This is a genomic window from Streptomyces dengpaensis, from assembly GCF_002946835.1.
In the GTDB taxonomy this organism is placed as follows: domain Bacteria; phylum Actinomycetota; class Actinomycetes; order Streptomycetales; family Streptomycetaceae; genus Streptomyces; species Streptomyces dengpaensis.
This window is the reverse complement of sequence record NZ_CP026652.1, coordinates 7514777-7535456: the sequence shown is the minus strand read 5'-3', so window position 1 is coordinate 7535456 and position 20680 is coordinate 7514777. Positions and strand designations below refer to the sequence as shown.

At 71.8% G+C, this 20680-nt stretch carries 20 protein-coding genes; 8 read left to right on the top strand and 12 right to left on the bottom strand.

The annotated features are described in order from the left end of the window. Positions 1 to 41 precede the first annotated feature (41 nt). Entirely contained in the window at positions 42 to 533 is a 492-nt protein-coding gene (locus tag C4B68_RS35100) for an Lrp/AsnC family transcriptional regulator (protein WP_099506410.1), read from the top strand. Between the two features lie 32 nt (positions 534 to 565). Beyond that, positions 566 to 2257, top strand: coding sequence for a DUF885 domain-containing protein (locus C4B68_RS35095; RefSeq protein WP_099506411.1), 1692 nt, complete (start codon positions 566 to 568; stop codon positions 2255 to 2257). Positions 2258 to 2344: 87 nt separating this feature from the next. Here the strand turns inward: C4B68_RS35095 and C4B68_RS35090 are convergent, their stop codons facing one another. Then, the gene (locus tag C4B68_RS35090; protein WP_099506412.1) at positions 2345 to 2860 is read right to left on the bottom strand and encodes an immunity 21 family protein; all 516 of its coding nucleotides are present in this window, start codon (positions 2858 to 2860) and stop codon (positions 2345 to 2347) included. A gap of 102 nt (positions 2861 to 2962) precedes the next feature. Beyond that, positions 2963 to 3523, bottom strand: coding sequence for a rhodanese-like domain-containing protein (locus tag C4B68_RS35085; protein ID WP_240634569.1), 561 nt, complete (start codon positions 3521 to 3523; stop codon positions 2963 to 2965). Between the two features lie 164 nt (positions 3524 to 3687). On the opposite strand from C4B68_RS35085, the gene C4B68_RS35080 reads away from it, so the two are divergent. Continuing rightward, positions 3688 to 4134 (top strand): Lrp/AsnC family transcriptional regulator, encoded by a 447-nt coding sequence (locus C4B68_RS35080; protein WP_099506413.1) that lies wholly within the window; start codon positions 3688 to 3690, stop codon positions 4132 to 4134. Between the two features lie 30 nt (positions 4135 to 4164). Here the strand turns inward: C4B68_RS35080 and C4B68_RS35075 are convergent, their stop codons facing one another. The 3 genes from C4B68_RS35075 to C4B68_RS35065 form a co-directional block, all read right to left on the bottom strand. Continuing rightward, positions 4165 to 7158: an AAA family ATPase gene (locus tag C4B68_RS35075; RefSeq protein WP_099506414.1), complete on the bottom strand. Its 2994-nt coding sequence runs from the start codon at positions 7156 to 7158 to the stop codon at positions 4165 to 4167. 52 nt (positions 7159 to 7210) lie between these two features. Continuing rightward, positions 7211 to 8374 (bottom strand): exonuclease SbcCD subunit D, encoded by a 1164-nt coding sequence (locus C4B68_RS35070; RefSeq protein WP_099506415.1) that lies wholly within the window; start codon positions 8372 to 8374, stop codon positions 7211 to 7213. A 765-nt stretch (positions 8375 to 9139) separates the two neighbouring features. Then, positions 9140 to 9319: a CsbD family protein gene (locus C4B68_RS35065; protein ID WP_099506416.1), complete on the bottom strand. Its 180-nt coding sequence runs from the start codon at positions 9317 to 9319 to the stop codon at positions 9140 to 9142. 264 nt (positions 9320 to 9583) lie between these two features. On the opposite strand from C4B68_RS35065, the gene C4B68_RS35060 reads away from it, so the two are divergent. Further along, positions 9584 to 10705 carry an IS630 family transposase gene (locus tag C4B68_RS35060; protein ID WP_338059730.1) on the top strand — a complete coding sequence of 374 codons (1122 nt, stop codon included), beginning with the start codon at positions 9584 to 9586 and terminating at the stop codon, positions 10703 to 10705. 145 nt (positions 10706 to 10850) lie between these two features. Here the strand turns inward: C4B68_RS35060 and C4B68_RS35055 are convergent, their stop codons facing one another. The 5 genes from C4B68_RS35055 to C4B68_RS35035 form a co-directional block, all read right to left on the bottom strand. After that, the gene (locus tag C4B68_RS35055; RefSeq protein WP_099505561.1) at positions 10851 to 11477 is read right to left on the bottom strand and encodes a YigZ family protein; all 627 of its coding nucleotides are present in this window, start codon (positions 11475 to 11477) and stop codon (positions 10851 to 10853) included. A gap of 173 nt (positions 11478 to 11650) precedes the next feature. After that, on the bottom strand, positions 11651 to 12193 hold the full coding sequence (locus C4B68_RS35050) for a SixA phosphatase family protein (RefSeq protein ID WP_099505560.1): 543 nt from the start codon (positions 12191 to 12193) through the stop codon (positions 11651 to 11653). Continuing rightward, positions 12190 to 12930: a hypothetical protein gene (locus C4B68_RS35045; protein ID WP_167459223.1), complete on the bottom strand. Its 741-nt coding sequence runs from the start codon at positions 12928 to 12930 to the stop codon at positions 12190 to 12192. The genes C4B68_RS35050 and C4B68_RS35045 overlap by 4 nt, the downstream gene beginning before the upstream one ends. Positions 12931 to 13128: 198 nt before the next feature. Further along, positions 13129 to 15558 carry a glycoside hydrolase family 65 protein gene (locus tag C4B68_RS35040; RefSeq protein ID WP_099505559.1) on the bottom strand — a complete coding sequence of 810 codons (2430 nt, stop codon included), beginning with the start codon at positions 15556 to 15558 and terminating at the stop codon, positions 13129 to 13131. Beyond that, a complete protein-coding gene (locus C4B68_RS35035) occupies positions 15555 to 16301 on the bottom strand; it encodes an HAD family hydrolase (protein WP_099505558.1) in 747 nt (248 codons plus the stop codon). Before C4B68_RS35035 ends, C4B68_RS35040 begins: the two co-directional genes overlap by 4 nt. A 211-nt stretch (positions 16302 to 16512) precedes the next feature. Here C4B68_RS35035 and C4B68_RS35030 point away from each other — a divergent pair, with 211 nt between their 5' ends. The 3 genes from C4B68_RS35030 (at position 16513) to ppk2 (ending at position 18415) form a co-directional block, all read left to right on the top strand. Next, complete coding sequence (locus C4B68_RS35030) at positions 16513 to 16920, top strand: CoA-binding protein (RefSeq protein ID WP_099505557.1); 408 nt, start codon at positions 16513 to 16515, stop codon at positions 16918 to 16920. A 63-nt stretch (positions 16921 to 16983) separates the two neighbouring features. Further along, positions 16984 to 17424 (top strand): GNAT family N-acetyltransferase, encoded by a 441-nt coding sequence (locus C4B68_RS35025; RefSeq protein WP_240634568.1) that lies wholly within the window; start codon positions 16984 to 16986, stop codon positions 17422 to 17424. Positions 17425 to 17530: 106 nt separating this feature from the next. Then, positions 17531 to 18415 carry a polyphosphate kinase 2 gene (gene ppk2, locus C4B68_RS35020; RefSeq protein WP_099505556.1) on the top strand — a complete coding sequence of 295 codons (885 nt, stop codon included), beginning with the start codon at positions 17531 to 17533 and terminating at the stop codon, positions 18413 to 18415. A gap of 40 nt (positions 18416 to 18455) precedes the next feature. On the opposite strand, the gene C4B68_RS35015 is transcribed toward ppk2, so the two are convergent. Further along, on the bottom strand, positions 18456 to 18815 hold the full coding sequence (locus C4B68_RS35015) for an ArsR/SmtB family transcription factor (protein ID WP_167459222.1): 360 nt from the start codon (positions 18813 to 18815) through the stop codon (positions 18456 to 18458). Positions 18816 to 18878: 63 nt separating this feature from the next. Between C4B68_RS35015 and C4B68_RS35005 the strand changes: the two genes are divergently transcribed. Continuing rightward, positions 18879 to 20084, top strand: coding sequence for a cation diffusion facilitator family transporter (locus C4B68_RS35005; RefSeq protein ID WP_240634567.1), 1206 nt, complete (start codon positions 18879 to 18881; stop codon positions 20082 to 20084). A gap of 4 nt (positions 20085 to 20088) precedes the next feature. Here C4B68_RS35005 and C4B68_RS35000 read toward each other — a convergent pair whose 3' ends face one another. Continuing rightward, entirely contained in the window at positions 20089 to 20646 is a 558-nt protein-coding gene (locus tag C4B68_RS35000; protein WP_099505554.1) for a YbaK/EbsC family protein, read from the bottom strand. Positions 20647 to 20680: the final 34 nt, after the last annotated feature.

The following is a 20680-nucleotide window of genomic DNA, read 5'->3' as shown; positions in this document are numbered from 1 at the left end:
GGGCGGGGTCGTAGCGCCGCAACCCGTGTTACGTTCGCGCCATGCCCGATTCTGTCGTACTCGATCCGGTGGATCTCCATCTGCTGCGCCTGTTGCAGAACGACGCACGGACGACGTACCGCGATCTCGCGGCCCAGGTCGGTGTCGCGCCCTCGACCTGCCTGGACCGGGTGACGCGGCTGCGCCGGGCGGGAGTGATTCTCGGCCATCAGCTGCGACTGGACCCGGCGAAGCTGGGGCGGGGCCTGGAGGCGTTGCTGTCCGTGCAGGTCAGGCCGCACCGGCGGGAGTTGGTGGGGCCCTTCGTGGACCGGATCAGGGCACTGCCGGAGTCCCGTACCGTCTTCCATCTCACCGGACCCGACGACTACCTCGTCCATGTCGCCGTCGCGGACATGGCGGATCTGCAGCGGCTGGTGCTCGACGAGTTCACCTCGCAGCGTGAAGTGGCGCGGGTCGAGACGCGGTTGATCTTCCAGCAGTGGGACTGCGGCCCCCTCCTGCCACCCCAACCGGCGGTCCGAACAGGCTGACGCGGCGCCCTGCCCCGTATGAGGATGTCCGCATGTCAGAGACGAAGAGCCCGCTGCCCCGCGAGGTCGCCGACGCCTATGTCGACGATCTCGTCGCCCTCGACCCGGTCCTCGGCACCTACCTCGGTGTGAAGGAGAGTTACAGCAAGCTCCCCGACACCTCGCCCGCCGGCCAGGAAGCCGTCGCGGAACTGGCGCGGACGACCCTCGCGCGGCTGGACGAGGCGGAGCGGCAGCCCGGCGCGGACCACGCCATGGAGCGGCGCTGTGCCCGGCTGCTGCGCGAGCGCCTCACCGCCGAACTCGCCGTCCACGACGCCGGGGAGGGCCTCCGGTCGGTCGGCAATCTGCACACGGTGGCGCACGCGGTGCGGCAGATCTTCACCCTCACGCCGACCGAGACGGACGAGGACTGGGCCGCGATCGCCGAGCGGCTGCGCGCGGTGCCGGCCGCCCTCGCCGGGTACCGGGAATCCCTCGCCCTCGGTCTGGAGCGCAAGCTGTATGCGGGCCCGCGCCCGACCGCGACCTTCATCGGGCAGCTCACCGAGTGGTCGGACCCGGACGGGCAGGGCGTCGGCTGGTTCGAGGACTTCGCGTCGTCGGGCCCCGACTCCCTGCGTGGCGAGCTGGACACGGCCGCCCGTACCGCCACCGCGGCCCTCGTCGCGCTGCGGGACTGGATGCGCGACGTGTACGCGCCCACGATCGAGGGCGCGCCCGACACGGTGGGCCGCGAACGGTACGCGCGTCTGTCGCGCTACTTCAACGGTACGGATCTCGACCTCGACGAGGCGTACGCGTACGGCTGGGCCGAGTACCACCGCCTCCTCGCCGAGATGAGGACCGAGGCCGAGAAGATCCTGCCCGGCGCCGAGACGCCGTGGGTGGCGCTCGCGCACCTCGACGAGCACGGCAGGCACATCGAGGGAGTCGACGAGGTCAGGGCGTGGCTGCAGGGCCTGATGGACGAGGCGATCGAGGCGCTGGACGGCACCCACTTCGAACTCGCCGAACCGGTACGGAAGGTGGAGTCCCGCATCGCGCCCCCGGGCAGCGCCGCGGCCCCGTACTACACCGCGCCCTCGGCGGACTTCTCACGGCCCGGCCGTACGTGGCTGCCCACGATGGGCCAGACCCGCTTCCCCGTGTACGACCTCGTCTCGACCTGGTACCACGAGGGCGTACCCGGGCATCACCTCCAGCTCGCGCAGTGGGTGTACGTCGTCGACGATCTCTCGCGCTATCAGGCCACGGTCGGCCAGGTCAGCGCCAACTGCGAGGGCTGGGCGCTGTACGCGGAGCGGCTGATGGACGAGCTGGGCTTCCTCAAGGACGCCGAGCAGCGGCTCGGTTACCTCGACGCGCAGATGATGCGCGCTGCCCGGGTCATCGTCGACATCGGCATGCATCTGGAACTGGAGATTCCGGCCGACTCTCCCTTCCACCCCGGCGAGCGGTGGACTCCTGAGCTGGCGCAGGAGTTCTTCGGCGCGCACAGCAGCCGTCCGGCGGACTTCGTGGAGAGCGAGCTGACCCGCTACCTCACCATGCCCGGTCAGGCCATCGGCTACAAACTCGGCGAGCGTGCCTGGCTGCTGGGCCGCGAGAACGCGCAGCGGCGCCACGGCGACGCCTTCGACGCGAAGGCCTGGCACATGGCGGCCCTCTCGCAGGGTTCCCTGGGCCTGGACGACCTGGTGGACGAGCTGTCCCAGCTCTGACGATCACCGACGGCGGCCGGGCCCGGACGCACGCAGCGCATCAGGGCCCGGCCGACCGCCAACCCCTCGCAGCCGCCGACCTGCTGCTTACCGCGTCAGCCGGCGCAGCTGTACGAGTCCCACCCAGGTCTCGGGCCCCGGCTCCACGTAGGCCGCGCGCACCGCGTACCGGCCCGGCTCCAGCGCGACCTTCAGGTGGTCCGTGCGCTCCGAAGCGGGTCCCGGCCAGGCCGCGTCGAAGAGGACGACGGGACCGGGTACGTTCCACTCCACCTCCGGCTCCCACACCGCCGTCGCCAGCGCCGCCGGGACTCCGGAGAGCAGTTCGTCCTCCGATGCGGCGGCGCACCACCGTACGAAGGTGCCGTGTTCGGGGAGATAGGAGGTCGAGGCGGGTTCGTCCCCGAGGACCAGGGCCCAGGTGTCGCCGACGGGCAGGAGACCGAAGAACCCGTCCACGTCACAGGCCCGGTCGTAGTCCGAGGACAGATCGTCGCCGTTCGCCCCCGCCCAGAAGGGCAACACGACTTCCGGGATCGCTATGAGCGGCCCGCCGCCCGACTCCACCCACTCGACCGCACCTGGGTCCGCGTATCTGACCATGCGCAGAAGCTACACGGCGGGGAGCCACGGGACGTTCGGCGTCCCCTCCGCTGTCCGATACGCGACCCTCGGCCCTCATGGGCACCCGCGCGACCGGTGCGGTCAGCAGCCGCAGTCCTCCGCGTCGACCGGTGCGGTCAGCGGGTCGGCGGCGCGGCGCTCCTGACCCTCCCAGGTCTGGTACGCGAAGCCTTCGCGCGCCCAGTACTCGAAGCCGCCGAGCATCTCCTTGACCTGGAAGCCAAGTTGGGCGAGGGCGAGGGCGGCGCGGGTCGCACCGTTGCAGCCGGGGCCCCAGCAGTACGTGATGACGGGCACCGACTTGTCGAGGAGTTGCCCGGCCTGCTCGGGGATGAGCGCGGTGGGCAGGTGGATCGCACCGGGGATGTGGCCCTGATCCCACGACTCGGTGGAGCGGGAGTCCAGGACGACGAAGCCGGGGTCGCCGTCGGCGGCTAGGGCGGCGGCCACGTCGGACACGTCGGCGTGGAAGGCGAGGCTCGCGCCGAAGTAGGCGGCGGCCGCGGCCGGGGACGCCGGTGCGACGCGCAGAACGGGGTTCGTCACGGTCGCGCTGTTGGTCACCTCGGTGTCTGCGGTCACGGTCGCGCTGCTGTTTACCGCGATGTCAGTGGTCACGGTGGTGTCAGTGGTCACCGTCATGGTCCGGCCTTCCCTCCCTGACCCGCCGCACCGGCGCCGTCTCCGCACCGGCTGCCCCGCGGGACTTCCTGGCCAGAAATCTACGTCCGGTGATCCCCTTCCTGAAGTGACGATCCACGGCATCACTCTTGATCGGCCGGGGATTCCCCTGCTATCCAGCGCACATGACCGCGTATTCACCGGACGCCACGGACTGGCGCATCCTCGATGTCCTCCAGCGCGAAGGCCGGTCCAGCTTCGCCGAGTTGGCCCGGGCCGTCTCCATGTCCGCGAGCGCGGTCACCGAGCGGGTGCGCCGTCTGGAGGAGGCCGGCGTCATCCAGGGGTACGCGGCCGTCGTCGACCCGAAGAGCCTGGGCCTGCCGATTCTCGCGTTCGTCCGGCTCAGGTACCCCAACGGCAACTACAAGCCGTTCCGCGACCTCGTCGAGGCGACGCCCGAGATCCTGGAGGCGCACCACGTCACGGGCGACGACTGCTTCGTCATCAAGGTCGCGGCACGCTCGATGAGCCACCTGGAGGAGGTGTCGGGCAAGATCGGCGCCCTCGGCTCGGTGACGACGAGCGTCGTCTACTCCTCACCTCTGCCCCGGCGCCCGCTGGGCCACTGAGCCAGGCGCCGGCACACCGCGCCCGTCGCCTCAGTCCTGGGCACCCCGCTGCCGTACGACCGACCCCGATCTCCCCTTCACCACCTCCAGTTGGGCGTGAATGCGCCGCCGCAGGTCCGCGACGTGGCTGACGATGCCGACGCTGCGGTCGCGCTCCCGCAGGGAGTCGAGGACGTCCAGGACCTCGTCGAGGGTCTGGTCGTCGAGGCTGCCGAAGCCCTCGTCGATGAAGAGCGTGTCGAGCCGCACGCCACCGGCCTCGTCCGTGACGACGTCCGCGAGGCCGAGGGCCAGCGCGAGGGAGGCGAAGAACGTCTCGCCGCCGGAGAGTGTCGCCGTGTCGCGCTCCCGGCCGGTCCAGGCATCGACGACATGCAGTCCGAGCCCGCTGCGGCCACGGCCCGCGCGGTCGTCGGAGTGCACGAGGGTGTAGCGCCCTGAGGACATGCGCCGCAGCCGTACGGTCGCGGCGGCGGCGACCTGTTCCAGGCGTGCGGCGAGGACGTACGACTCCAGGCGCATCTTGCGCTCGTTGTCCGCCGACGTGCCCGCCGTCAGAGCGGCCAGGCGGGCCACACGGTCGTACTGCTCGCGCAGCGGCGCCAGACGGCGTACTCCTCGGCCCGCGCGCGCGGAGAGTCCGTCGAGCTCCGCGCAGCGCCGTGCGGCCGCGTCCTGCGCGGAGGCGGTCTCCCGCAGCCGGCGGGCGGCGGAGTCGGCGGCCTGTTCCGCGGCCCGCAGGTCGGCGGGCGGCTGCTGGGCCGCGGCCGCCGTGTCGGCCTCGGCGAGTACCGCGCGCACAGCGGCCTCCTCCGACTGCCAGGCGTCGAGCCGCCGTTGGAGTTCCCGGTGGGCCGCGTCGTCGAGCAGCGCGACGGCTGCCGCCTGCGGTGTGTCGAACCCGGCGCGGAAGGCCGCGTCGGCGAGTCGAGCGTCGGCGTCCTTGAGGCGCTGCGCGGCGTCCTCGGCCCCACGGACCGCGTCCGCGGCCTCGGTGAGCAGCGCGACCCGCTGCTCCAGTTGCGCGGCCCGCGCGGAGACGCTTCCGGCGGCGCCCCGCGCCTGTGCCAACTCCCCTTCCAGACCGGCCTTCTCGCGGTCCAGTGCATCCCGGAGCGAGGCGCGAGACGCGACGCGGCGGGCGGCCTCCTGCTGGGCGGTCAGCCGCCGCTCGTACTCGCGTTCGGCCTGTTCCCGCGCCTCACGCGCGGCGTGCAGCCCGGAGGCGCCTGCGCGGGCCTCGGCGTACTGCCGCTCCAACTCCTCGGCCTGCTCGGCGAGTTGTGCCGTGGGCGTGTCGCCCGCCTCGGCGGTCGCGGCGGCCAGGGCCTCGCGTACGACGCCGAGCCGCCGCTCGTCCTCGGTGCGCTGCTCGTCGGCGCGCTGATACGCGGCGAGGGCGCGCTCCTCCGCCTCCCGGTCGACATGCCCGGCGTCCTTCCGCGCGGGCGCGGGGTGCTCGGTGGCACCGCAGACGGCGCAGGGTTCGCCGTCGGCGAGGCCCGCCGCGAGTTCGGCGGCGATGCCCTGGAGGCGCTGTTCCTTCAGGTCGAGCCAGCGGGCGCGCGCCTCCGTGGCGCGTTCGCGCGAGGCGAGGGCGCGCGCTTGAGCGTCGTCCGTGTCCTGGGCGAACTGGTCGCGCCGGCGGGCCGCGTTGAGTCTCGTGCGAGCCGGTTCGCCCTTGACGGCGAGTTGTTCGGCGCGCGCCGTGGCCTCCTGCGCGGACTCGATGCGTGCCTCGATGCCGGCGCGGGTCGCCTCCCATGTGGCGAGCCAGCTCTCGGCCTCCTGGAGGACGTCCTCGTCGGCGCGCTCCTCCTGGTCCAAATCGGCGCGCTCCTGGGCGAGTTCGGCCAGCCGGCGTTCGGCCCGGCGTGCCGACTCCAGGCCGCCCAGCTCCTCGGCAGCCCTGCGGGCCGCCGCGGCGAGCCCGGGCGCCCCAGCACCGGCGAAGGACTCCGGCACGGCGGCACGCGCGCGTGTCTCCTCGGCGGACGCGCGCCAGTGTTCCGCCTCGGCCGCTTCGCGCAGGTCGAGCGCGGGGGCCACCGCCTCGGCCTTGCGGGCACGCTCCATCCGGGCCTGGGCCTCCCGATGGGCGTCGGCCCGCTCCTCCAGGCGCGCGGCACGCTCCCGCGCCTGTGCGAACCGGCGCTGCAGCCGGGCCACTTCGCGTACGTCGTGAAGTACGCGGTCCGCCGCGGCCTGTGCGGATTCGGCGGCCCTGCGGGCGCAGTGGGCGATCGTGAGCCGTTCGCGGGCGGTGCTGCGGGCGACGGCGGCCCAGGACAGGACGGACTCGGCGAGGCCCGGGTCACCGGGTGCCAGGTCGGGCAGTGGGACCTCGATGCCGTCGCCGGCCTCCTGCTGCATGCGGTGGGCGTCGGCGAGCAACGCCGCGTCCCCGGCGCGTACTTCGGCCTCGGCCGCACGCCGCCGCTCGGCGAGGCGCTTCTCGACCTCGGCGAAGCGGTGGGTGTCGAAGAGGCGGCCCAGCAGCTTGCCGCGGGCCTCGGCGTCGGCCCGCAGGAAGCGCGCGAAGTCGCCCTGGGGCAACAGAACGACCTGGCAGAACTGCTCACGGCTCATGCCGAGCAGCTGGGTGATCTCCTCGCCGATCTCCTGGTGGGAGCGGCTGAGATCCTTCCAGGAGCCCGCCGCCGCGTCGTACTCGCGCAGCCAGCTCTGCGCCTTCTCGGTCGTCGTGCCCGCGCCGCGCTTCTTGGGGCGCTGCCAGGGCGGCTGCCGCGTGATCTCCAACCGGCGTCCGGCGACGGTGAGTTCGAGGGTCACCTCGGTGCGGGTGGCCGGTGCCGCGTGATCACTGCGCAGCGAACCGCCTTGGCGGGCGCCGGGCACCGCCCCGTACAGCGCGAAGCAGACGGCGTCCAGGACGGAGGTCTTGCCCGCGCCCGTCGGCCCGTGCAGCAGGAAGAGCCCAGCCGCCGAGAGGTCGTCGAAGTCGACCTTCTGGGTGCCGCCGAAGGGCCCGAAGGCGGTGAGGTCCAGGCGGTGCAGCCTCATCGGGCCCCTTTGACGTCAGGACGAGCCCCCGGGAGGTCCAGTGGATGTGAGGTCACCGGGCCACCTCCCGTACGGCCTCGTCGGCGCGGACGGCGTCGAACGCGTCCCGTATCACGGCCTGTTCGTGTGCGTCGGGCCCCGCTCCGCGCACGTGGGCCACGAAGTCCTCCGCGATCTGCTGTTCGCTGCGGCCCGCGAGGCGCCGGGCGTAGGAGATGTCCGGGTCCTCGGGGGCCCTGTCCGGTTCGAAGACGAGGCTGAGCGTGTGCGGGAAGCGCTCGGTCAGCCGGGCCATGGGATCGCTCGGGCGCACCGGGTCGGTGAGGGTCGCTTCGACCCACGCCTCCTCGTGCCGCTCCAGCCCGGGGTCGGCGAGCAGGTCGTCCAGGTTCCCCCGGATGCGGGCGAGCACCCGGGGGACGGGGCAGTCGATCCGCTCCGCGCTCAGGGAGCCTTCGGGGCCGAGGTCCACGAGCCACATGCTCTTGCGGTGGTCGGCCTCCGAGAAGGAGTACGGCAGCGGGGAGCCCGAGTAGCGCACACGGTCGGTGATGGTCTGGCTGCCGTGCAGATGACCGAGCGCGGTGTAGTCGACGCCGTCGAAGACCCCGGCGGGCACGGAGGCGACCCCGCCGACGGTGATGTCCCGCTCACTGTCGCTGGCCTCGCCGCCGGTGACGAAGGCGTGGGCGAGAACGACGGAGCGGGTGCCCGGAGCGCGCGTGGCGAGGTCGGCGCGGATCCGGTCCATGGCGGCGGCCAGCACACTGTCGTGTCCGGCCTTCTCGACCCCGAACTCGTCCTTCACCAGGGCCGGTTCAAGATACGGCAGGCCGTAGAGGGCCACGTCGCCGTGGGCGTCGGTGAGGACCACGGGTGTGCCGCACGCCGAGGCCTCGGTCCGCAGGTGGATGCCCGCGCGCCCGATGAGCCCGGCGCCGACACCGAGGCGGCGCGCCGAGTCGTGGTTCCCGGAGATCATCACCGTGGGGACCCCGAGGCCGGCCAGCCGGTGCAGGGCGTCGTCGAAGAGCTCGACGGCGGCCAGCGGGGGCACCGCGCGGTCGTACACATCTCCCGACACGACCACCGCGTCCACGGCGCGCTCGCGGGCGGTGGTGACGAGGTGGCCGATGAACGCGGCCTGGGCGTCGAGCATGTTCACCCGGTGGAACGCCCGGCCCAGATGCCAGTCGGAGGTGTGCAGAATTCTCACGACGCCACTCCGACCTGCATGTTTCCCCTTACTCCGCCCCTGGACCCGGCACCGGACCAGCACGGTCCTCGCTGTCAGCACCAGTCACGCTAACGCCTGTCGGCACCTGGTCCATCACGGACCTAAGTGTGCCACCGGCATCTGGCACCAGATGGCCATAAATGCACATCGATGTACGTAGATGTCCGCAGCGATCCGGATGGTGGTGTGACCCCAGCCACAGCGACAAGGCCCGGGCCCGGCATCAGCACGGTGAGCGGCCACAGGATCGCGACGACCCCCTCGACCGGCTACTCGCGGGCGGTGTCGTACCAGCCTTCGACGCCGGTGGCGTCGTGGGCGGCTCCAACCGGCTTCGATTCCGGTGAGCCCTGGCTGCGGCATCGCGTACCTCGTCACGCCGTTCCGATACGGTGCCGCACGCACTGACAGCGGCAGCCAGGACAGCGGCGACGGCCATGCCGCACGCTCGTCCGGCCATCCACCCGCCTCCGCACCAGTGCCGTAACCCGATGAGGAACCAGCGGTACACCAAGGAACAGCACTCAAGCGGCTTCCACACCCTCGGTTCCCTCATGCAGCCGAGCCTGGGGTCGTCCGGCTACCGGTCCGCACTCCGCCGCGTCCGGTTCGACCCTTCGCAGCAGGGCACTCGGACTGCACGGCGTCTCCGCCTCAGGATGCGGAGGTCCCCCGAGCCCCGGCCCGCTTGCCGACGGGCAGCGAGGAGGGGTCCCGTGACCGGGAGCCCCTCCTCGCGCATGCTCAGCTGTGATCGCGCTTCGCGGAGCGAGCGGTGTCCTTAAGGCGTTCGCCGGCCTTCTTGGCTACACCGCGGGCCTGGTCGAGCTTGCCCTCGACCTCCATCCCGCGATCACCTGTGACCTTGCCGGTCATCTCCTTCGCCTTGCCCTTGATCTTGTCCTGGCGGCCCTTGCTGGCCATGACTCCTCCTCGGGGTGGACTCGCCTGCCCTCCCAACGTAAGGGGGTGCCAACGGTGTCGCGCGCCGGAGCGTCACGTTGAGTAGCCAGGATCCCTTCCAGACCGCCGACACGCTTCAGCGACCGCGGAGTCAGCAGTCCGGGTGGGCGGGCCGCCTTGAGTTTCCAGCCGCTTCCGCTAGTGCTGTGACCGCATAGGTTCGCCGGGTTGGTGGTCGTGGCGGTTGGATGTGCGGTGACATCCGATCTGATCGCTGGAGGCGTGGTGGCTGAGCCTGTCCGTGTGCGCAGACTGACCGACCAGGAGGGGCGGCGTCTGCAGCAGATCGTGCGCCGTGGCAGTACGAGTTCGGTGCGCTATCGGCGGGCGATGATGCTGCTGGCCTCGGCCGGCGGGAACCGTGTGCCGGTGATCGCCCAGCTGGTGCAGGCCGACGACGACACCGTGCGCGATGTGATCCACCGGTTCAACGAGATCGGCCTGGCCTGCCTGGACCCTCAATGGGCGGGAGGCCGTCCCCGCCTGCTCAGCCCTGACGACGAGAACTTCGTCATCCAGACGGCCACCACCCGCCCCGCCAAGCTCGGCCAGCCCTTCACCCGCTGGTCGCTGCGCAAACTCGTCGCCTACCTGCGCAAAGTCCACGGCCGGGTGATCCGAATCGGCCGCGAGACCTTACGCGGCCTGCTCGCCCGCCGCGGCGTGACCTTCCAGCGGACCAAGACCTGGAAGGAGTCCACCGACCCTGAGCGCGACGCCAAGCTCGACCGGATCGAGTACGTCCTGGAGAACTTCCCCGACCGCGTATTCGCTTTTGACGAGTTCGGCCCGCTGGGCATCCGCCCCACCGGGGGAGCCTGCTGGGCCGGGCAGGGCCGCCCCGACCGAGTCCCGGCGACCTACCACCGCACCCACGGCGTCACCTACTTCCACGGCTGCTACTCGATCGGCGACGACACCTTGTGGGGCGTCAACCGCCGTCGCAAGGGAGCGGCCAACAGCCTGGCCGCACTCAAGTCCGTCCGGGCCGCCCGCCCGGACGGCGCCCCGATCTACGTGATCCTGGACAACCTCTCCGCGCACAAGGGCACGAAGATCCGCCGGTGGGCGCAGAAGAACAAGGTCGAGCTGTGCTTCACCCCGACCAACGCCTCCTGGGCCAACCCGATCGAGGCGCACTTCGGGCCACTGCGGCAGTTCACCCTCGCCAACTCCCACCATCCGAACCACACAGTCCAGACCCGTGAGCTGCACGCATACCTGCGCTGGCGCAACACCAACGCCCGCCACCCCGACGTCCTGGCCGCCCAACGCAAAGAACGCGCCCGCATCCGCAGCGAGAAAGGCATCCGCTGGGGCGGACGCGCCCTCGCCGACGCGGCCTGACCCAACCGGCGAACCTATGCGGTCACAGCACTAGAGCTGTGCTCCACCGCCTGTCCAAGGGCCGCGCATGTGGCTGGACTTCAAGAAGGCCCACCGATCAGTTCCGGCAAGCATGGGTGAGGAAACCGAGTCAGACGCTGGTCCGTCAGGCGTCTCCGTACGCCTCTCCACCGAGTTCGAACCCCGCCGTCCCCGCCGTCGCGTCCGCGAGCCACGCCCGGAAGGACTCCACGTCGGCGTCCGGCAGCCCGATCTCGATGGTGACCTCCTCGCCGTAGCGCACGTCACGCACTTCGCGCCCGGTGGACCGCAGGTCGTTCTGCACCTTGCCTGCCCGCTGGTGGTCCACCGTCACCGTGGCCAGCCGGAACCTCCGGCGCGTGATGGTCCCCAGCGCGTCGATCGCCTCGCCCACCGAGCCGCCGTACGCCCTGATCAGTCCGCCAGCGCCCAGCTTGACCCCGCCGTAGTAGCGGGTGACGACGGCGACGACGTACCGCATGTCGCGGCGCAGCAGCATCTGGAGCATGGGGACGCCCGCGGTGCCGCCCGGTTCGCCGTCGTCGCTCGCCTTCTGGACGGCGGCGTCGGCGCCGATGACGTACGCGTAGCAGTTGTGCGTGGCGTCGGCGTGCTCCTTGCGGACGCCGGCGATGAAGTCCTGGGCCTCCTGCTCGGTGGCCGCCGGAGCGAGGGCGCACAGGAAGCGGGAGCGGTTGACCTCGGTCTCGTGCACGCCCGCGTGGGCCACTGTGCGGTACTCGTCCTTCATCAGCCCAGCGTATGCGCTGCACGCGCGCGTGGAGCACGCCGACCCCGGCACGGTCCGCGCGCGCGTGCAGCGCGCCGGCGTCCTCGACCCCCGCGCGGTCACCCCCCCCCGGCGGCTGCGGGACCGCACCGGGCAGGTCCCGGACCACCCCGGGTCCACGTGGCTGAGCGGACTCAGCTCTTCTTGCCGCGCGGCACGATCACATCCGTCAACAGGGCGGTGCCGCCGACGAGTTCCGGCCACCCGCCGCCGTGCCAGGCGAGGACCGCGACGGCTGAGGTCGGGAACTTCGTCCGTACCCGGTCCAGCGTGTCGTCGAGGCCGTCCCCGGCCAGTTCCAGGACCAGGGCCGCGAGGCCCGGGTTGTGCCCGATCAGCAGCAACGTCCCTACCTGGTCCGGGACTTCGCGCAGGACCTCCAGCAACTCCGGTACGTCCGCCGCGTACAGCCGCCGGTCGACTCGTACGGGCGGCGGGGTGCCCCACTGCTCCGCCGCCAGTTCCCAGGTCTCGCGGGCGCGCAGGGCGGTGGAGCACAGCGCGAGGTCCGGCAGGCAGTCGGACGCGGCGAGGGCGCGCCCGGCCGCCGGGGCGTCGCGACGGCCGCGCGGCGCGAGCGGGCGCTCGTGGTCGGCGACGCCCGCGGCCCAGGCGGACTTGGCGTGCCGCAGGACGACGAGTCGGCGCAGCGGGCCGGCGCCGGCGCGCGCCGTCACAGCGACGCCCCGATGTCACGGGTGAGTTCGAGCCCGAGGAGACGGTCCGCGTAGGCGTACGTCTCGAAGCGGGCGCCCTCCGGTACGTCGGATGTCTCCACCCACCGCAGGACGCGCAGCACTCCGGGTACGTCCAAGTCGTCCTCCCAGGCGGCGCGCAGCCGTTGGCGTACGTCGTCGGGGACGGGCCGGGACGGCCGGGTGGCCCAGGCGGCGACGGCGGCGCGCCAGCGTGTGAGCGTGCCGTCGGCATCCGCCAGGACGGCCGCGTCGAGCCGCAGGGGCTCGTCCCTGCGGTGCGCGAGGAGGGCCAGGCGCAGGACGCCGGGATCCACGGGGCCGCTGCCGGGCTCGACGGGCGCGACCTCGACGCACACACCGCCCGTACCCACGTCGCCCGTGCCCGCGTCGCCCGTCCCCTCCCCGCGCGGGCCGAAAACGTCGATGGTCTGCGCCTCGGCCGGCCCCGTGGCGGCGGGTTGGTGGTCCTCGAAGGGCCGGACACCGAGCGCCGTGGCACCCGCCCGGAGTTCCGCCAGGCCGGCCCGGGAGCTCACGGTCGCCCAGACGGGTGTGCCACCGAGCTCCAGGGCCCGGACGAGGACGTCGGCGACGAGGATCACCCGGAGACCCGTGGTGTCGAACCCGGAGGCACGTGCGTGAACACGGACCAGGCTCCGAGGGGCGCGGACGGCGTCGGTGGGTTCGCCCGTTCGGGCGTCGATGATACGGAGCACAGGGTGAGCGTAGGCGGGCCGGGGCCCGGACGCAGGGAGGTGGGGCCTGTTCCGGTCATGTGTACGCGTGGCGCGCATCATGTCCTCCGCGTGGCGCGAAGCCCCGTCGTACGGCGGTGGAGGTCACCCGGCGGGCACGGGCCGCTGTTCCGGCGGCGTTCATCGCGATGCCACGTTTGTGCCCCCGAGGGCCTCGCGTCACCTGAAGTCGTCTCGCGTCACCTGATGCCGCGGTTCGCCGGTGACGCCTGACTCGGTCAGCGTCAGTGTGCAGGATTCCCCCGGAGCCACCGGCACTGTGCGGTCCGCGAAGGCGACGGTGATCGGGTCCCGGTCGGAGTCGGGCACGGTGATGCGCAACTGGTCGGACTTCAGACGCAGTTGCACACCCCAGTGACCCTGATAGCGGATCGAGAACCCGTACTCGGACATCTCCGGCAGCGGCACGGGATCGAACCGCAGCGCGCCGCCCCTGGTCTCCAGGCCGGTCAGGCCCCGCTGTATGAGGTCGAGGGTGCCCCCCATGGCGCCCAGGTGAATGCCCTCGCCGGTGGTGCCGCCCTGCAGGTCGGCGATGTCACTGGCCAGCGCCTCCTGCACGAAGTCCCACGCCTGCGCCCGCTGGGCGCGGGCCAGCACCCAGCCGTGGACGAGGCTGCTGAGGGTGGACCCGTGGCTGGTGCGGTCCAGGTAGTAGTCGACGGTGCGGTGCCAGGTGTCGTCGTCGAGTTCGTACCCCAAGTGCCGGAACAGGCCCTGGAGTTCGCTGGGCGAGAAGAGGTACCCGAGCATCAGGACGTCGGCCTGCTTGGACGCCTGGTAGCGGTTGACGGTGTCCCCCTCGGCCTCCAGGATCCGGTCGAGGCGGCGGATGTCGCCGTACTGGTCCCGGTAGCCCTGCCAGTCGAGTTCCGCGAGGTCGCCGTAGCCGGCGAACTGGCTGATGACACCGGCGTGGAACGGGACGTGCAGCGTGCGGGAGACGTCGTCCCACATGTTGAGTTCGGAGGGTTCCAGGCCGACGCGATCGAAGAGGTCGCCGCGGACGTACTCGGGAAGTCCGCGCAGTACGTCGAGGGCGCGGGCGAGGACCCAGGCGGCGGTGACGTTCGTGTAGGCGTTGTCGTCGAGTCCCGGCCGCTCGGCGTCGGGATAGGCATCGTGGTACTCGTCGGGGCCGACGACGCCGCGGATCCGGTAGCGGCCCAGTGTCTCGTCGTACGTGGCCATGCCGGCCCAGAACCGGGCGATCTGCGCCAGCATCTCGGCGCCCTTGTCGTGCAGGAACTCCATGTCGCCGGTCGCCTCGCAGTACTGCCACACGTTGTACGCGATCGCCAGGCCCACATGGTGCTGGAGCCGGGAGTGGTCGGGCAGCCAGCGCCCCGAGCGCGGGTTCAGGTGGAGTCGCTGGGTTTCCTCGCGTCCGTCGCTGCCGCTCTGCCAGGGGTACATGGCGCCGGTGTGGCCCGCGTCCGCGGCGGCGAAGCAGGCCCGCTCCAGGCGGCGGTGGCGGTGTGCGAGCAGCGCCCGGGAGACCTCGGGGAAGTGCAGGTTCAGGTAGGGCAGCACGAACAGCTCGTCCCAGAAGACGTGCCCCCGGTACGCCTCACCGTGCAGGCCGCGCGCCGGGACCCCGACGTCCAGGTCGGCGGTGTGCGGCGACAGCGTCTGCAGCACATGGAAGAGGTGCAGGCGCAGCACCGGACCCGCACTGTTGGGCACGTCCAACTCGGCGTTGCGCCAGAGCTGTTGCCAGGCCGTGCGGTGGGCGTCCAGGAGGGCATCGGCGTCGCGGGCGCGGCCGACCCGGTCGACGGCGGCGCACAGCGGGTCGCTGATCGCCGGGTCGTGCGAGGTGTGCAGGGCGATCGTCTTGTCGACGGTGATCGTGTGGCCGTCGGTCACCGGGATCCGCAGCACGCGAGCGACCCGCGCGCGCTCTTCGACGGTCGTGGCTTCGGCCGACGGAACGTCGACCACGGTCCGCGCGGCCAGGCCGACCCTTATGCCGGACGTGCTGGTGCGGCAGCCCAGCCAGACCGTGCCCTCCTCCGAGGACCCGGTCTGGACATCGGTGAGGTGCCGGGAGGCCAGCGAGCGGTACCGGTCCACTCCGGTGTTGGCGACCGTACCGTCGAGCGCCGACTCCACCTCGACCTGACCCGACCAGCCTTCGGGCATCAACTCGATGCGGAGCAGGGCGAGATGCGGTTCGGCCATGCTGACCAGGCGGAGCTGGCGCACGGTGAGGCATCGCCCCTCCTCGTCCTGGTAGCGCACCGTGCGCTCCAGGGTGCCGGAGTGCAGATCCAGGGTCTGTTCGTGGTCGAGGAGTGTGTGGGTGTCGGGCGAGAGCCACGTCCCGGCGGGCGTTCGGATCCACAACGGCAGCCAGTTGGGGAGATTGACCATGTCCTCGTTCTCGACCCAGTGTCCGGCCACGTCCGAGGTGAGCCGGTTGTAGATGCCGGCCGCGTACGTGCCCGGGTAGTGGACGGCGTCGGCGGCGCACTCGGGAGCCGCGCCGCGGGTCGCGAAGTAGCCGTTCCCGAGCGTGCACAGGGTCTCGCGCAGGCGCTCCTGTGCCGGGTCGTATCCCTTGTACTCCCAGATCCACTCGCTCATCGTCGGTCCTCCGATGCGAGGAGTTCCGCGAGGTCGTCGACCACCAGGTCCGCGCCATGCTCGAGGAGTCCGGCGCGGGTCCCCCGAGTGTGCGCCCGGTCCACGCCGATGACCACCGCGAAGCCACCGCGCCGCCCGGCCTCGACCCCGGCCAGGGCGTCCTCGACGACCGCGGCCCGTGCGGCGGGGATGCCGAGGCGGCGGGCCGCCTCCAGGAACAGGGCCGGATCCGGTTTGCCGGGCAGGTGCAGACGGGCGGCTTCGGTGCCGTCCACGAGCGTGTCGAAGAGATCCCGCACTCCCGCGTGCTCGAGCAGTTCGCGGGCGTGCCGGGAGGCCGACGCCGCGGCCAGCGCGAGTCCGGCGGAGCGCAGGACGCCGAGCAGCCGGACCGTACCGGGATAGGCATCGATTCCGTGATCGCGCACGGCCTCGGTGAAGAGCCGCTCCTTGTCCGCGGCGACGGCCTGGACGTCGGCCTCCGACGGGTGCAGCCCCCGGGACTCCAGGAAGACCCTCGCTCCGTCGAGACGTGACCTGCCGTCGACGTACCGCAGGTATTCGCCCTCCGCGTCGAAGGAACGCTGCCCCCGCAGGCTCAGAACGGCGTCGAACGCGGTCTTCCACGCGGCGGCGTGCACCCGTGCGGAGTCCGTGATCACACCGTCGGTGTCGAACACCACGGCCGCTGTCCCTCGCAGCGCCCTGGGTACAGCAGCCGTGCAGCTTCGTTCTGCGCTCATCAGTCGTCGGCCACCACCAGCCATGAGGTCGGGGGGCAGGTTGCGTAGCCCTTTCCATTGTCGTACCGGCCGAGGGTCTTCACCAGCGTGGCTGCCGCCCGGAGCCTGGTCCGGAGCGCGGAATCTCAGGTGGTGCACGGGAATGACCGCCCGCCCCACGCTGTTGCCCGGCTGGACACCTGTTGCCGAAAACACTCCAAGGAGGCCGACCGTGTACGGCGACCCCGCGACGATCCGCAAGATCCTCACCGAACTCGGCGAAACCTGGGCGATCGTCGGCCTCTCGTCGAACCAGCATCGCGCGGCCTACGGGGTCGCCGACGTCCTCCAGCGCTACGGCAAGCGCATCGTGCCTGTGCACCCGAAGGCCGAGACCGTCCACGGGGAGAAGGGGTACCGCTCCCTGGAGGACATCCCTTTCCCGGTCGATGTGGTGGACGTCTTCGTCAACAGTGACCTCGCGGGCCCCGTCGCCGACGAAGCCACCGCCATCGGCGCCAAGGCGGTCTGGTTCCAGCTCGATGTCATCGACGAAGCCGCGTACGACCGTGCCCGGGGCGCCGGACTCGCCATGGTGATGGACCGCTGCCCGGCGATCGAGATCCCGCGGCTCGGCTGACCTCCGACTGCCTTGCGCACCCCTGCGGTTGACGCCCCGTGGGCGCCGCGGTTTCCTGCACCGGTGCCTGCCCTTCATATCGAGAAGCCGGACAGCGACGCCCGTCTCAAGGACTGGCGGCACGTCCACAATGTGATCGTCCCGCCCGCCGCCATGTCGCTGGACGAGGTGCGGGAGCGGGTCCGGCGCCATCACCTGGAGATCGCGTATCTCGGCGACGTCCTGGTGGGCTGCACGACCGTGCGCCCGCCCGCGAACGACACCGCCACGGCCACGGTGATCGCGCGCGTGCTCGCCGAGCACCGTGGCCAGGGGTTCGGCGAGGTGCTGTACGCACGCGGTCTTGAGCAGGCGCGCGCGCTGGGCGCCGAGGTGATCGAAACGGTCGTCCTGACGGCCAACGAGGACGGGCTGCGGTTCGCGCGCAAGCACGGGTTCGTCGAGATCGAGCGCTACGTACTGCCGGGCGGGACCGCGGAGTGGATCGACCTGAGGCTGGCCTGAGCGCCCGGCGTGCTTGGCCTCGCCCAGGCCGAGGCGGCGCGCCGGCGGGACGGAGGCACCTTTCGGAGCCGGCGGAACGGCGGGACATTTCGGAGCGGAGGACGGTATGACACCACTGATGAGCGGATTGCGAGTCGACTACACGGACCACGACGATCCCGTGCTGATCCGTGCGGACGGCACTCCGGTGGACACCTGGCGGGAGAACTACCCGTACGAGCGGCGCATGGAGCGCAAGGAGTACGAGTGGCACAAGCGGCTCCAGCAGATCGAGTTGCTGAAGCTGCAGAGCTGGATCAAGAAGACCGGCCGCCGGCTCGTCATCGTGTTCGAAGGACGGGACGCGGCGGGCAAGGGCGGCACGATCAAGCGGTTCACGGAGCACCTCAACCCCCGCGGCGCGCGGGTCGTGGCGCTGGAGAAGCCGACCGAACGCGAGCGCGGGCAGTGGTACTTCCAGCGGTACGTGGAGCATCTGCCGACCGCGGGCGAGATCGTGATGTTCGACCGGTCCTGGTACAACCGGGCGGGCGTGGAGCGCGTGATGGACTTCTGCACGGACGACGAGTACCGCCGCTTCATGCGGCAGGCGCCCGCCTTCGAGCGGATGCTCGTCGACGACGGGGTGGACCTGATCAAGTTCTGGTTCTCAGTCTCGCAGGGCGAGCAGCGCACCCGTTTCACCATCCGTCAGGTCGATCCCGTACGGCAGTGGAAGCTCAGCCCCATGGACCTGGCCTCGCTGGACCGCTGGGACGACTACACCGCCGCCAAGGTCGCCATGTTCCGCGAGACGGACACCGAACAGGCGCCCTGGACCGTGGTGAAGAGCAACGACAAGAAGCGGGCCCGTGTCGAGGCCATGCGCAGCGTCCTGGCGCGCTTCGACTACGCCGACAAGGACACGGAGGTCGTCGGCAGCCCGGACCCGAGCATCGTGGGCGCGGCGGCGAACCTGCTGGAGGCGGGCGAGGACGACACCGGCCGCTGACCGCCGGGGGGCGCGGCGCGTGGGGCGCTCTCAGCCGCTCTCAGCCGTGTGCGGGTCGATTGCTGATGCGGTGGTCGGCCAGGCTCAGCGCCTCGTCGACCACACGGCGCAGATGGCCGTCGCCGAGTGAGTAGATCACCCGGCGGCCTTCCTTCCTGGTGTTCACCAGCCCCGCGAGCCGGAGCCGTGCCAGATGCTGGCTCACGGCCGGGCGCGCGGCGCCGCACACCTCCGTGAGCGTCGTGACGTCGGCCTCACCGCCGGTCAGGGCATGGAGGAGCGCGAGGCGCGTGCGGTCGCCCAGCAGGGCGAGGAGTTCGGCGGCGAGCGCGAACTGTTCCTCGCCGGGAGTACGCGGATGCGCATCATGCGCAGGTGATAGATGCATGCGTGCGCTCATACGCACATAATGGCCTCGTGGGCGCCCAAACGTCCACTCCCGCGCACCGGAAGGGGCCCTCCCGTGAGCCACCGGCACCACCACGAGCACGGCCACGAGCACGGCCACGACCACTCGCACGAGGCTGAGGGCGGCCGCGGGCACGGCCACTCGCAGGAGCACGAGACCGAGCACGGAGACGGCCGCGGGCCCGACCACGGGCACGGACAGTCGTACGAGCCCGACCCCCACCCCGACCGCACCCACCAGCACCCCCACGGCCGCCACCCGCACCCCCATCCCCGCACCCTCACAAGCCGCCTCCGCCACCTCCTCACCCCCCACTCCCACGAAACCGCCGACAAACTCGACTCCGCTCTGGAGTCGTCGGCCCGGGGCATGCGGGCGCTCTGGGTCTCCCTGGCCGTTCTCGGTGCGACGGCCTTGGCGCAGGCGGTCGTTGTCGTGGTCTCGGGGTCGGTCGCGCTGCTCGGCGACACCGTGCACAACGCCGCCGACGCGCTGACGGCCGTACCACTCGGAATCGCCTTCGTGCTGGGCCGACGCGCGGCGACGCGGCGATTCACGTACGGCTACGGGCGGGCGGAGGATCTTGCGGGCATCGTGATCGTGCTGACCATCGCCGCGTCCGGGACCTTCGCGGCCTGCACGGCGCTCGACCGGCTGCTCGACCCGCGGCCGATGCGGCACATCCCGGTCGTCGCGGCGGCCGCGCTCATCGGCTTCCTCGGCAACGAGTGGGTCGCCCGGCACCGTATCCGCGTCGGCCGCGAGATCGGCTCCGCCGCACTCGTCGCGGACGGACTGCACGCGCGCACGGACGGATTCACGTCACTCGCCGTGCTCGTGAGCGCGGCAGGCGCGGCCCTCGGGTGGCAACTAGCCGACCCGCTGGTGGGGTTGGCGATCACGGCGGCGATTGTGCTGGTGCTGCGCGATGCCGCCCGCGAGGTGTTCCGGCGGGTGATGGACGCCGTGGACCCGGAGTTGGTGGACCGGGCCGAGCGGGCGCTGCGGGGGGTCGAGGGCGTGCGCGATGTGGGCGAGCTGCGCCTGCGCTGGATCGGGCACCGGCTGCGGGGCGAGGTGGCGGTCGTTGTGGACGGCGAGGTGAGCGTGCGCCGGGCCCACCACATCGCCGTCGAGGCCGAACACGCCCTGCTGCACGCCGTCCCGAAACTGACCGCCGCCCTGGTCCACGCCGATCCGACGCCGGCCCCCGGCGAGGCGGATCCGCATCTGGCGCTGGCGCATCACGCGGCGGCGTGAACCGTCAGGCGATGCCCAGCCCGTCCAGCACCACCGCGTTCGGCAGTTCCGCGAACGCCTTCCCGGGCACCAGCAGTTTCCCGCGTCGCCGGCCGCTGCCGACCAGGACATACGGCAGCTCGACGACGGCAGCGTCCACCAGCACGGGCCAGTCGCCGGGGAGTCCGATCGGGGTGATGCCGCCGTACTCCATGCCGGTCTCCCCGGTCGCCGTGTCCATCGGGGCGAACGAGGCCTTGCGGGCGCCAAGTTGGCGGCGCACGGCGCCGTTGACGTCGACGCGGGTGGTGGACAGGGCGAGGCACGCGGCGAGTGTGGTCGCGCCGCCGCGCTTGCCCGCGACGACCACGCAGTTGGCGGACCGGTCGAGCAGTTCCCGGCCGTAGTGCTCGACGAACGTGGCGGTGTCGGCCCACTGCGGTTCCGTCTCGACGTAGACGATCTGGTCGGCGGGGACGCTGCCCCGCCAGTCGCGTACGGCGTCGGCGACCGGGAGGATGAGTTCGTCGAGGCAGTCGGGGGCGGGCGTGGCGTGGTCGAAGTGTCCGATGGGTGCGCGCATGACGGCACGCTAACAGCCGCGCCGGGACCGTCCG

Bases quoted from the DNA above. Each gene is read 5' to 3' on its own strand.
- C4B68_RS35100 (WP_099506410.1), top strand. From the start codon at position 42: ATGCCCGATTCTGTCGTACTCGATCCGGTGGATCTCCATCTGCTGCGC.
- C4B68_RS35095 (WP_099506411.1), top strand. From the start codon at position 566: ATGTCAGAGACGAAGAGCCCGCTGCCCCGCGAGGTCGCCGACGCCTAT.
- C4B68_RS35090 (WP_099506412.1), bottom strand. From the start codon at position 2,860: ATGGTCAGATACGCGGACCCAGGTGCGGTCGAGTGGGTGGAGTCGGGC.
- C4B68_RS35085 (WP_240634569.1), bottom strand. From the start codon at position 3,523: ATGACGGTGACCACTGACACCACCGTGACCACTGACATCGCGGTAAAC.
- C4B68_RS35080 (WP_099506413.1), top strand. From the start codon at position 3,688: ATGACCGCGTATTCACCGGACGCCACGGACTGGCGCATCCTCGATGTC.
- C4B68_RS35075 (WP_099506414.1), bottom strand. From the start codon at position 7,158: ATGAGGCTGCACCGCCTGGACCTCACCGCCTTCGGGCCCTTCGGCGGC.
- C4B68_RS35065 (WP_099506416.1), bottom strand. From the start codon at position 9,319: ATGGCCAGCAAGGGCCGCCAGGACAAGATCAAGGGCAAGGCGAAGGAG.
- C4B68_RS35055 (WP_099505561.1), bottom strand. From the start codon at position 11,477: ATGAAGGACGAGTACCGCACAGTGGCCCACGCGGGCGTGCACGAGACC.
- C4B68_RS35040 (WP_099505559.1), bottom strand. From the start codon at position 15,558: ATGAGCGAGTGGATCTGGGAGTACAAGGGATACGACCCGGCACAGGAG.
- C4B68_RS35035 (WP_099505558.1), bottom strand. From the start codon at position 16,301: ATGAGCGCAGAACGAAGCTGCACGGCTGCTGTACCCAGGGCGCTGCGA.
- ppk2 (WP_099505556.1), top strand. From the start codon at position 17,531: ATGACACCACTGATGAGCGGATTGCGAGTCGACTACACGGACCACGAC.
- C4B68_RS35015 (WP_167459222.1), bottom strand. From the start codon at position 18,815: ATGAGCGCACGCATGCATCTATCACCTGCGCATGATGCGCATCCGCGT.
- C4B68_RS35000 (WP_099505554.1), bottom strand. From the start codon at position 20,646: ATGCGCGCACCCATCGGACACTTCGACCACGCCACGCCCGCCCCCGAC.